The organism is Streptomyces sp. NPDC006265 (assembly GCF_040613555.1).
Taxonomy (GTDB): domain Bacteria; phylum Actinomycetota; class Actinomycetes; order Streptomycetales; family Streptomycetaceae; genus Streptomyces.
In genome coordinates this window covers 1-9,803 of sequence record NZ_JBEXSH010000283.1, presented here as the reverse complement: position 1 = coordinate 9,803, position 9,803 = coordinate 1, and the positions used below count along the sequence as shown (strand labels likewise).

13 protein-coding genes and 1 pseudogene are annotated in these 9,803 nt (G+C 71.4%); 4 read left to right on the top strand and 10 right to left on the bottom strand.

The window, feature by feature from the left end:
* A partial coding sequence (locus tag ABZ281_RS22715; protein ID WP_356658098.1) for a streptophobe family protein occupies positions 1–541 on the bottom strand: 541 nt, incomplete at its 3' end.
* 180 nt (positions 542–721) lie between these two features.
* Between ABZ281_RS22715 and ABZ281_RS22710 the strand changes: the two genes are divergently transcribed.
* On the top strand, positions 722–1,870 hold the full coding sequence (locus tag ABZ281_RS22710) for a DUF6777 domain-containing protein (protein ID WP_356658096.1): 1,149 nt from the start codon (positions 722–724) through the stop codon (positions 1,868–1,870).
* Positions 1,871–1,894: 24 nt separating this feature from the next.
* On the opposite strand, the gene ABZ281_RS22705 is transcribed toward ABZ281_RS22710, so the two are convergent.
* From ABZ281_RS22705 to ABZ281_RS22695, 3 genes are read right to left on the bottom strand one after another with little or no spacing between them, the layout of a single operon-like run.
* Positions 1,895–2,311 (bottom strand): PRC-barrel domain-containing protein, encoded by a 417-nt coding sequence (locus ABZ281_RS22705; RefSeq protein WP_356658094.1) that lies wholly within the window; start codon positions 2,309–2,311, stop codon positions 1,895–1,897.
* Entirely contained in the window at positions 2,308–2,892 is a 585-nt protein-coding gene (locus tag ABZ281_RS22700; protein WP_356658092.1) for a PRC-barrel domain-containing protein, read from the bottom strand. Before ABZ281_RS22700 ends, ABZ281_RS22705 begins: the two co-directional genes overlap by 4 nt.
* On the bottom strand, positions 2,889–3,029 hold the full coding sequence (locus ABZ281_RS22695; protein WP_356658090.1) for a hypothetical protein: 141 nt from the start codon (positions 3,027–3,029) through the stop codon (positions 2,889–2,891). Before ABZ281_RS22695 ends, ABZ281_RS22700 begins: the two co-directional genes overlap by 4 nt.
* A 188-nt stretch (positions 3,030–3,217) precedes the next feature.
* Between ABZ281_RS22695 and ABZ281_RS22690 the strand changes: the two genes are divergently transcribed.
* Complete coding sequence (locus tag ABZ281_RS22690) at positions 3,218–3,682, top strand: ATP-binding protein (protein WP_356658088.1); 465 nt, start codon at positions 3,218–3,220, stop codon at positions 3,680–3,682.
* 99 nt (positions 3,683–3,781) lie between these two features.
* Here the strand turns inward: ABZ281_RS22690 and ABZ281_RS22685 are convergent, their stop codons facing one another.
* A complete protein-coding gene (locus tag ABZ281_RS22685; protein ID WP_356658100.1) occupies positions 3,782–4,669 on the bottom strand; it encodes an RNA polymerase sigma factor SigF in 888 nt (295 codons plus the stop codon).
* A 204-nt stretch (positions 4,670–4,873) separates the two neighbouring features.
* On the opposite strand from ABZ281_RS22685, the gene ABZ281_RS22680 reads away from it, so the two are divergent.
* Positions 4,874–5,287, top strand: a complete 414-nt coding sequence (locus ABZ281_RS22680) for a helix-turn-helix transcriptional regulator (RefSeq protein ID WP_356658086.1) — start codon at positions 4,874–4,876, stop codon at positions 5,285–5,287.
* A gap of 22 nt (positions 5,288–5,309) precedes the next feature.
* Here ABZ281_RS22680 and ABZ281_RS22675 read toward each other — a convergent pair whose 3' ends face one another.
* From ABZ281_RS22675 to ABZ281_RS22665, 3 genes are all read right to left on the bottom strand, one after another.
* Positions 5,310–5,912, bottom strand: coding sequence for an ATP-dependent Clp protease proteolytic subunit (locus ABZ281_RS22675; RefSeq protein ID WP_356658084.1), 603 nt, complete (start codon positions 5,910–5,912; stop codon positions 5,310–5,312).
* Positions 5,912–6,553 (bottom strand): ATP-dependent Clp protease proteolytic subunit, encoded by a 642-nt coding sequence (locus ABZ281_RS22670; protein WP_356658082.1) that lies wholly within the window; start codon positions 6,551–6,553, stop codon positions 5,912–5,914. The genes ABZ281_RS22675 and ABZ281_RS22670 overlap by 1 nt, the downstream gene beginning before the upstream one ends.
* Before the next feature lie 135 nt (positions 6,554–6,688).
* Complete coding sequence (locus tag ABZ281_RS22665) at positions 6,689–7,894, bottom strand: epoxide hydrolase family protein (RefSeq protein ID WP_356658080.1); 1,206 nt, start codon at positions 7,892–7,894, stop codon at positions 6,689–6,691.
* 123 nt (positions 7,895–8,017) lie between these two features.
* Here ABZ281_RS22665 and ABZ281_RS22660 point away from each other — a divergent pair, with 123 nt between their 5' ends.
* Entirely contained in the window at positions 8,018–8,500 is a 483-nt protein-coding gene (locus ABZ281_RS22660) for a VOC family protein (RefSeq protein ID WP_356658078.1), read from the top strand.
* A 53-nt stretch (positions 8,501–8,553) separates the two neighbouring features.
* Here ABZ281_RS22660 and ABZ281_RS22655 read toward each other — a convergent pair whose 3' ends face one another.
* Together ABZ281_RS22655 and ABZ281_RS22650 are read right to left on the bottom strand one after the other, a co-directional pair.
* A complete protein-coding gene (locus ABZ281_RS22655; RefSeq protein WP_356658076.1) occupies positions 8,554–9,444 on the bottom strand; it encodes an aminoglycoside phosphotransferase family protein in 891 nt (296 codons plus the stop codon).
* 17 nt (positions 9,445–9,461) lie between these two features.
* Positions 9,462–9,803, bottom strand: a pseudogene (locus ABZ281_RS22650) (SGNH/GDSL hydrolase family protein); the annotation flags it as partial.

The following is a 9,803-nucleotide window of genomic DNA, read 5'->3' as shown; positions in this document are numbered from 1 at the left end:
ACAGCGGCACGTCGGTGGTGAACCCGATCTTCGGCGAGGCGCCGAAGAGGTCAGCGAGCTCACCGAGCGTGGCGTCCCCGAGGGAGATCTCGAAGGTGTGGCGGGCGGCGAGCGTCAGGCCGATCAGCGCGAGCAGCCACAGCGCCGCCACCCGTCCGGCCCAGCCGGCCAGTTCCGTGGCTCCGGCCACGGCGCGGTGCCGCAGCGGACGCAGGAACCCCCAGGCGATCACCAGCGCCCCGGTGAGGGTCACGGACAAGGGAATCACCGTCAGGCCCGCCCGCGTCTCGGCGAGGTCGCCGGCGCCTCCGGCGAGTTTCACCGTGCCGCCGACGGCGGTGACCATGGTGGCCGCGACGACGGGGGCGAAGGAACCGTCCGGAAGGTCCGCGGCCCCGGCCGCCCACAGGCCCAGGGCGGACACCAGTGCCATGGCGAGCAGCCCGCCGAGCACCGTGACGAGGGCGTGCGCCCAGCTGTGGTGGGCGACGGCCCGCTCGCCCGAGGTACGTGCCTGGCCGGAGGGGGTGCGCGAACTCACTGTGCCACGCTAAGCAGCCCCCGAGCCGGACGCCCGCCGGAGAGGTCCGTCCGCGTCGGCTTGCGGGGCGTACGGGACCGGAGCACACAATGAACTCATAGTGGAAAAAAGCGGCATATGTCGGTACCAATCGTTCCGGCTGTGTGAAGGCCGCAGAGAACCCACGCGGGAGAAGAGCTCGTGAGCGTCGATCCACCGTCGTCCGGCCGCCCCACAGGACCTCCCTCGGGCCCGCTGTCGGGTCCCTCCCAGCCTCCCTCGGGCGGCGGGCCGCCCTCCGAGCCGCCGGGCGGGGGCGGCGAGGAGCCGGAGCCCCGCCGACCGTGGTGGGGGTCCGTGCCCCGTGTCGCGATCATCGCCACCGCCGTGGTGGCCGCCGTGGTCCTGGCCGTGGTGCTCTCCCGGCCCGACAACGGAGGAACCGGTGCCTCCGACGGCGGCACCAGCACGTCCAGCGGCGAGGTCTTCCTCCAGCCCGCGGCCGACACCGGACCGGACGAGTTCACCGAGTCGACGGCCCAGGAGGAAAGCTCCGCCTCCCCGGTCACGCCCTCGGGGGACACCGAGTCGGCCCCGCAGAACGCCGTGCGCGGTGTGAACGGCGACGCGCCCGGCCTGTACGGCGGCACCCGCAACGTCGCCAGCTGTGACGTGGAGAAGCAGATCAAGTACTTCGAGGACGCCCCGGACAAGGAGCGCGCGTTCGCCTCGGTCGTCCGGATCCAGCCGTCCGAGGTCCCCGCCTACCTGCGCTCGCTCACCCCCGTGCATCTGCGCATGGACACCCGCGTCACCAACCACGGCTACAAGAACGGTGCCCCCACCAGCTACCAGGCCGTCCTCCAGGCCGGCACGGCCGTCCTGGTCGACGACCGCGGCGTGCCCCGGGTGCGGTGCGCGTGCGGCAACCCGCTGTCCCCGCCGGTCGCCCAGCAGAGCGCGCCGAAGACGACCGGCAGCGCGTGGCCGGGTTACAAGTCGTCGAACGTCGTCATGGTGACGCCCGCTCCGCGGCCCGTCGACGAATTCGTGATGTGCGAACCCGACGGCGAGTGGTTCAAGCGCGAGGCGGGGGACACCGGCAGCAAGGACCACAAGACGAAGAAGCCCGACAAGCCCTCCCCGTCGGCCAACGTCACCACGCCCACGGCACCGACCGACTCGACGTCGTCGCAACCGCCCACGAGCGAACCGCCGACCTCGGACACGGACACCTCGGGGCCGACGACCGAGGAGCCGCCGTCGTCCGGCACCCAGCCGCCCCCGCCCGACAACAACACCGGGAGCGACACCGGCGGCGGCACGACGCAACAGGCGCCGGCCTCCTGACCAGGCCGGCCCGAGCGGCACGCCTCAAGCGGCGCGGACCACCAGGGCGTAGTCGCCGAGGCCGAGCAGCCGGTCGGCCGGCAGGTCGCCGTGGGTGGTGACGACCGCCTCGACCCGGCCCGTCCCCGGCTCGAACGCGACGTCCTGGACCGTGCCGAGCGTGTCGCCCGTCTCGGTGAGGATCCTCAGGCCCGGCAGCTCGTGGTGCGGCGGCACTTCGGCCGGTTCGGCGGTCGAGCGGACCAGCACCGCGTCGGCGCCGATGGCGTGCAGGGCGCCCCAGGCCAGCACGGTCTCCTTGCGGGAGTGGTGGCCGCGTACCCGGACGTGGGTGACCACACCGGTCACCGCGTCCACCGTCAGGGACTTCAGGGCACCGACCTCTTCCGCCTCGGTCAGCGTCAGCACGGGCAGGCCCCGCGCCTCGGAGAACAGCATCATGGCGCCGTCCCCTCCCGCCCGGCCCGGAAGGCGCCGACCCGGGCGGCGAAGGCGGGCAGGTCGTCGGCGACGTAGCGGGTGGCGTCCGCCGGGATGACCAGGGCGCGGCCGGAGACCGCGAGCGTCTCGCCGCGCGGCACGTACACCCGGTGCCGGCGGCCTCTGGAGCCCTGCACCAGCGCCTTGCCCGCGGCTATCCGGAAGCCCACGACCCGGCCGCTGGTTCCGCTCTCGACGATCACGTCGAGCACTGTGCCGACCTCGGTGCCCTCGTCGGTCAGCACCTTGGCGTGCAGCACCCGGCCCTGCTGTGCCTCACGGCGTGCCACCACGACGGAGGTGTCCTCCAGCGCGAGGGCGTCACGGACCATGACCGCGTACGGGCCCAGGGCGTGCACCGCCGACCAGGGAAGACTCTGCTTCAACGGGCCCGACAGCAGACCCCGGCCGCTGAGCGTGAAACCCGTGATCCGCCCGGCGGCGGAGTCGAAGACGGTGTCCTTGATCTGGGCGACGGCGTCGCCGCCCAGGGTGACCACCGGCAGGGTCGTCAGACTGCGTGCGGCCAGCAGTTCGTTCATCGCAGGCCCTTTCCGCCGGGACGGCGCCGGACAGCGATGACGGTCCCCGACCGCCGGCCCGCCTGCACGGCGAGCGTCACCGCCGTGACGGCGGCAAGCGCCGCGATCACCACGACCAGCCATATCCACCAGGCCACCGCGCACCTCCGGTGATCCGGTCCGGCCGCCCTCGGCCGGCCCTGAATTCCTTCCGGGTGCCCCGCGAAGGGGGGACAATGCCCGGGTTGTCGAATGGGGGAGAATCTGTGAGGACTGTGAAGCCGGGCCCGGGGTAGGGGCACTGGTGCAGAGCGTCCGGCCAGTCCGGCTTCCCGGAGAGAAAAGAATGATCGACCACCTGGACGGGGCAGTGATACCGACTGGTTTCGACGTGCCCGTGGAACCGCTGCGGCGGGCGGCACACTACACCGGCGAGCAGGGCTGCATCGCCGAGGCGCGGTCCTTCGCCGCGCTCTTTCTCGACCAGCTCAGGACCAAGTGGTGCGCGCGCATCGACGAGCGTGTCGACGGCGCCGTGCTGCTGGTGGTCAGCGAGCTGATCACCAACGCCGACCGGCACAGCAACGGGCCGTACATCCTGGAGCTCGTCGGCACCGACACCGCGGTGACGGTGTCGGTCTACGACAGCAGCTCTGCCCTGCCCCGCATCTTCCCCCGCAACCCCGAGCGCATCGGCCGGCACGGCTTGGAGATCGTCCACGCGCTCGCGGAGCAGGTCAGTGTGGAACGGGTGCCGGTGGGCAAGCGCGTGCGCGCCGTGCTGCCGCTCTCCGAAGCAAGCCAGGGGTGAGACACCGTCGCGAGCCGACGGAACTCAGGGTGGGAGACAGACGCGGGTGCCGCCCCACTCGCGCGTGGGGGACGGCACCCGCTTTTCGAAACGAGGGTGTCAGGCGCAGCCCAGCTCGCCCAGCATGCCCTCGCGCAGTCGCGTGATGATCCGCTTGATCAGGCGGGAGACGTGCATCTGTGAGCAGCCGAGTTGCTCACCGATCTCCGCCTGCGTGGCCTCCTCCACGAACCGCATGTGGATGATCTGCCGGTCGCGCTCGCTCAGCTCCGCCATGAGCGGTGCCAGCGAGTGGAAGTCCTCGACGAGCCGCAGCCCGTCCTCCTCCACGCCGATGAAGTCGGCCAGGACCGCCTCGCCGCCCTCCGGGCCGTCGCCGGTGAGTGCGGCATCGAGCGACGACGAGTTGTACCCGTTTGCCGCGATCTGCCCCTCCACGACCTCACGCTCGGAGATGTTCATCAGCGTGGCCAGCTCGGCGACCGTCGGCTCGCGGTCCAGGCGACTGGCCAGCTCCTCACGGGCCTTGGCCAGTTCCACACGCAGCTCCTGGAGCCGCCGCGGCACGTGCACCGCCCACGTCGTGTCCCGGAAGAACCGCTTGATCTCGCCGACGATGTACGGCAGCGCGAAGGAGGTGAACTCGACCTCGCGCGAGAGCTCGAACCGGTCGATGGCCTTGATCAGGCCGATCATGCCGGTCTGGACGATGTCCTCCATGTCGTCGCCGCGGCCCCGGAACCGGCCGGCCGCGAAGCGCACGAGCGACATGTTCATCTCGATCAGGGTGTTGCGCGCGTACTGGTATTCGTGCGTTCCCTCTTCGAGTTCCGTCAGGCGCTGGAAGAACTGGCGGGACAACTGCCTCGCGTCCCGCGGGGCCACGGACCGCGGGTCCATGACGCCCGGCAGTGCTCCGTCACCCGCGCCGGCCTCGGCGTTCTCTTCGACGACCTGTGCCTTCGACCGGATCACGGCGGTCTCCATTACCTCTCCCACGAACGTCACGGCGGACATCTGCATAGGCGCTCCCGAGTTGCGGGTACCCGGGTTGACGCGCACCATGCCCTCCGATGGTGCCGTGGGTGAGATCGGGCGGAATATTCCGTTCCTCCCCGTGTGCGGGGTGATTCCACCCAGGGCGGAACGCCGGGCCCTTCCGCCGGCGGCCGGGATTCCTAGGCTGGAGAAGTGAGCAACCAGCCGCCGAACGAAGCCCGAGTCATCCCCCTGCGCCCGCACGGTGCGCGTCCCTCCGGTGCGCCGCTGCGCCAGGCGCCGGCGGCCCCCGCCGCGAAGGAGCCGCTGTGGCGGGACCTGGTGGGTGACGTCCTGCGTCGTGAACGCCTCGCGCAGGAGCGCACGTTGAAGGACGTCGCCGACGAGGCACGAATTTCCATGCCCTATCTCTCGGAGGTGGAGCGCGGCCGCAAGGAGGCCTCCTCGGAGGTTCTCGCGGCCGCCGCCCACGCCCTCGGACTGGGCCTCGGCGACCTTCTGACGAAGGCGCAGGGCGAACTGACCCGCGTCACGTCGCGCTACGCGGCCGGCAGCCGCCGCGGGGCCACCACCTCGTCGCACGACGGCATGTGCCTGGCCGCCTGAGCCGTATCGCCCGGCCGGTGCCTCAGGCCTTGACGAGGCGCCGGCTGAGCACCTCGTCGGCCAGCCCGTAGCCCACTGCCTCCTGCGCGGTGAACACCTTGTCGCGGTCCATGTCGGCCCGCAGGGCTGCCACGTCGTGGTGGGTGTGCCGCGCCAGCACCTCCTCCACCTGGGAGCGGATCCGCACCATCTCCTTGGCCTGGAGCGCCAGGTCGGACACCATGCCGCGCTGCCCGCCCGCGGCCGGCTGTCCGAGCAGCACCCGCGCGTGCTCCAGCACGAACCGCTGCCCGGGATCCCCGCCGGCCAGCAGCACGGCCGCGGTGGAGGCCGCCTGCCCGACGCACACCGTGGAGATCGGCGCCTGTACGAACGTCATGGTGTCGTAGATCGCCATGAGGGAAGTGAACGAGCCGCCCGGCGAGTTGATGTATATCGCGATCTCGCTCTCCGGGGCGGACGACTCAAGGTGGAGGAGCTGGGCGATGACGACGTTGGCGACGCCGTCGTCGATCTCGGTGCCGAGGAAGATGATCCGCTCGGACAGCAGCCGGCTGAACACGTCGTAGGACCGCTCGCCCTGCGGGGTGCGCTCGACGACGTTCGGAATCGTGTACGTACCCATCACTGCAGCCCCATCCTGCGCCGGGTGGCCGCCGGGCGGACGTCCGCGAGGGACTCCACGACCCGGTCGACCATGCCGTACTCCCTGGCCTCCTCGGCCGTGAACCAGCGGTCGCGGTCACCGTCCCGGGAGATGGTCTCCGGGCTCTGGCCGGTGTGCTCGGCGGTGATCCGCTCGATGGTCCGCTTGGTGAACTCCAGGTTCTCCGCCTGGATCTCGATGTCGGCGGTGGTGCCGCCGATGCCCGCCGACGGCTGGTGCATCATGATCCGCGCGTTCGGCAGGGCGTAGCGCTTGCCCGGCGCACCGACGCTCAGCAGGAACTGGCCCATGCTGGCCGCGAAGCCCATGGCCAGCGTGGAGACGTCGTTCGGGATCAGCCGCATCGTGTCGTAGATGGCCAGACCCGCGTGCACGGCACCGCCCGGGCTGTTGATGTACAGGCTGATGTCGGTGTGGGCGTCCTCCGCCGACAGGACGAGCAACTGGGAGCAGACCCGGTTGGCGGAGACCTCGTCGACCTGCGTGCCCAGCAGCACGATGCGCTGCGCCAGCAGTTGGGCGGCCAGATGGTCGTCGAAGCGGGTGGGAGGGGTGTCGCCCTCCTCCGCCCGCGGGGCGAGTGTCGAGAGTGGAGTCATCGGTTCTCCTCGTCGCGGCGACAGGTGCCGCGGACGTGTCGGGGATGTGCCGTCGACTCCACTCTTGACCTCGGACGATGCCCGCGAACGGTTTCTCTGCCCTCGGCAGATCCGCTACCGGCAGAGCCCGAACGCTCAGCCCTTCTCGCGCAACCGGCGGAAGAACGCCCGCACGTCACCGACCAGCAGGTCCGGCTTCTCCATCGCCGCGAAGTGCCCGCCGCGGTCGAACTCCGTCCAGCGGACGATGTTCTCCGTCCGCTCGGCCCTGTGGCGCAGCGGGATCTGGGGGTCGCCGAAGAAGGACGCCACCGCGGTCGGCGCGCTGGAGGGCTCCTGCGGGGCGGCGATCCGTTCACCCCGGGCGTGGGCGCGCTCGTAGTAGACCCGCGCGGACGAACCCGCCGTGCCCGTCAGCCAGTACAGCATCACGTTCGTGAGCATCAGGTCCCGGTCGACGGCCTCCTCGGGCACCTCCTCGGAGTCCGTCCACTCCTGGAACTTCTCGACGATCCAGGCGAGTTGCCCCACGGGGGAGTCCGTGAGGGCGTAGGACAGGGTCTGTGGCCGGGTGGACTGCACATGGAAGTAGCCCGTCCCCTCGCGGGACCACGTCTCCCACCGGCGCCAGGAGATGAGCGTGCGCTCCCGTTCCGCGGGACTCAGCGCCTCCAATTCCTTGGCCGTCGGCTCGGTGGCCGCCTGCCCGCCGGGCAGCAGATTGAGGTGGATGCCGAGGACCCGACCGGGGTGGACGCGGCCCAGTTCGCGGGAGATGCCCGCACCCCAGTCGCCGCCCTGGGCGCCGAACCTCTCGTAGCCGAGGCGCGTCATCAGTTCGGCCCAGGCGTCGGCGATCCTGCGCGCCTCCCAGCCGGTCTCCCGCGTGGGGCCGGAGAACCCGAAGCCGGGAATGCTCGGCAGTACCACGTGGAAGGCGTCGGCCGGATCACCGCCGTGGGCGGCCGGGTCCGTCAGCGGCCCCACGATATCGGCGAACTCGACGATCGATCCCGGCCAGCCGTGTGTGACGACCAGCGGGGTGGCGTCGGGCTCGGGGGAGCGGATGTGCGCGAAGTGCACCCGTGCGCCGTCGATCTCGGTGGTGAACTGCGGCCAGGCGTTCAACCGCGCCTCGGCGGCCCGCCAGTCGTACTCGTGCCGCCAGTACCGCACCAGCTCGCGCAGATAGCCCGACGGAACGCCGTACGTCCAGCCCACGCCGGGCAGCTCGTCGGGCCACCTTGTCCGGTCGAGGCGGTCGTGGAGGTCGTCGAGGTCGCTCTGCGGAACGTCGATGCGGAAGGGACGGATGCCGCTGTCGGCGGGCGTGGACGTCATGGCCGTGAGCCTAGATCCGAACGGTGTATTAACCACCTGAATGTTCCGGCCGTCCGGCCGATGAGTTCCGGGGAGGGGACCGGTCGACAGTGGTGACAGCGTTCCACGCCTCCAGGAGGACTCATGACCACCGACGGTTTCACCACGTGCCTCTGGTTCGACGGCCAGGCCGAGGAGGCCGCCCATTTCTACGTCTCGGTCTTCAAGAACTCCAGCGTCGGCACGATCGCGCGCTACCCCGAGGGAGCGCCCCAGGCCGCCGGCAGTGTGATGACCGTCGAGTTCACGGCCAACGGGCACCGCTTCCTCGGGCTCAACGGCGGCCCCGAGTTCACGTTCACCGAGGCCACTTCCTTCATGCTCTTCTGCGAGAACCAGGAGGAGATCGACTACTACTGGAGCAAGCTCACCGAGAACGGCGGCGAGCCCGGCCCCTGCGGCTGGCTCAAGGACCGGTTCGGCGTGTCCTGGCAAATCGTCCCGGACCGGCTCGACGCGATGATCAGCGACCCGGATCCCGCGAAGGCGGCCCGCGTCACGCAGGCGTTCATGGCGATGAGCAAGTTCGACATCGGGGCTCTGGAGAAGGCGTACGCGGGTGAGTGACGTGCCCCCAGGGGCGGAGCAGCCCCCCAAAAGGGGCAGAGCCGTCTCCGTCCCTACGCCGTCTCGGCCAGGATCTCCCCGATCACATGCCGGGAGTTCTCCGCGACCGGCGGGTTCGTGTCCCAGTAGTACGGCAGGGCGATGACCGCGATCGACAGGGCCCAGCCCCGGGCCCGTGCCCACTCGGCCTCGCCGGCACCCACGGCCTGGCGGAGGACGCCGCGGGCCGCGGCGGGCAGCACACACCAGGCGCCGATGAGGTCGACGGCGGGATCACCGACCCCCACCGTGCCGAAGTCGATCACGGCGCTGAGCCGTCCGCCCGTGACCAGGAGGTTCCCGGCCATCAGATCGCCGTGGGCCCACATCGGCGGCCCCGTGTGCTCCGGGGCGCGCAGAGCCGCCTCCCAAGCCCTCGTCACCGCGGCGGTGTCGACCCGCCCCGCGAGGTGCGCGAGCGCCTCGCGCATGAAGGGGTCCCGTGCCGCCAGCGGCACTCCCCGGCAGCCCGGCGGGCCCTGCGACGCGTCGATCCCGCGCAGGGCCGTGACGTACGCCGCCAGGTCCTGGGCGAGCGGCACGGGTTCCTCGAGCGCGCCGGGCACCGGGTTGTGGCCGTCCAGCCAGCCGAACACCGACCAGGGCCACGGGAACCGGCCGTCGGGCTCACCCCGCCCGAGGGGCTCGGGGGAAGCGGCGGGCAGCTCGGGGGCCAGCCTGGGCAGCCAGTGCAGTTCGTGGGCGATGGCCTCCACGGCACGGGGATGCCGGGGGAGCCGTACGACCTTGTCCGCACCGAGGCGGAACATGGCGTTCTCCGTCCCGGAGGACTCCAGGCGCCGCAGGGGCAGTCCGGCCCACCGCGGGAACCGCTCCGCGATCAGCCGGCCGACCAGCGGGACGTCGACGGCCAGCTCGTCCTCATGCATTCGCACCGCACACATGACGCCCATTCGAGCGGTCAACGCGCCGCCTGTCGAATGGTTTTGGCGACCTCCCGGGCGATGCGCAGGATCCCCGGGGAGCGGACCGGGCAGGGCCTCGGCCTGGTGGTGGTCGGAGCCAGGCAGAAGTGCAGATGGTCGTCGTCGCGGTGCAGGGCGGTGCGGTCGCGGCCGGGCTGTGTGCACAGGCCGGGGTGCGCACGCTCGTACGCCGTGCACGGCAGGGACTGCGTCCAGGTGTAACGGCCGCCGACCGGGCTCACCGCCTTCCCGGCGTCCGCCACGACGTCCCCCGAGGCGGCGGCCCGCTTCGCGTAGAGCGCGTTGACACGCCGGACCCGGTCGGGGGTGATCGGATC

What these genes read in the sequence shown, in the direction of transcription:
- ABZ281_RS22705 (WP_356658094.1), bottom strand. Translation starts at nt 2,311, where the DNA reads ATGATGCTGTTCTCCGAGGCGCGGGGCCTGCCCGTGCTGACGCTGACC.
- ABZ281_RS22700 (WP_356658092.1), bottom strand. Translation starts at nt 2,892, where the DNA reads ATGAACGAACTGCTGGCCGCACGCAGTCTGACGACCCTGCCGGTGGTC.
- ABZ281_RS22690 (WP_356658088.1), top strand. Translation starts at nt 3,218, where the DNA reads ATGATCGACCACCTGGACGGGGCAGTGATACCGACTGGTTTCGACGTG.
- ABZ281_RS22685 (WP_356658100.1), bottom strand. Translation starts at nt 4,669, where the DNA reads ATGGAGACCGCCGTGATCCGGTCGAAGGCACAGGTCGTCGAAGAGAAC.
- ABZ281_RS22675 (WP_356658084.1), bottom strand. Translation starts at nt 5,912, where the DNA reads ATGGGTACGTACACGATTCCGAACGTCGTCGAGCGCACCCCGCAGGGC.
- ABZ281_RS22670 (WP_356658082.1), bottom strand. Translation starts at nt 6,553, where the DNA reads ATGACTCCACTCTCGACACTCGCCCCGCGGGCGGAGGAGGGCGACACC.
- ABZ281_RS22665 (WP_356658080.1), bottom strand. Translation starts at nt 7,894, where the DNA reads ATGACGTCCACGCCCGCCGACAGCGGCATCCGTCCCTTCCGCATCGAC.
- ABZ281_RS22660 (WP_356658078.1), top strand. Translation starts at nt 8,018, where the DNA reads ATGACCACCGACGGTTTCACCACGTGCCTCTGGTTCGACGGCCAGGCC.
- ABZ281_RS22655 (WP_356658076.1), bottom strand. Translation starts at nt 9,444, where the DNA reads ATGTGTGCGGTGCGAATGCATGAGGACGAGCTGGCCGTCGACGTCCCG.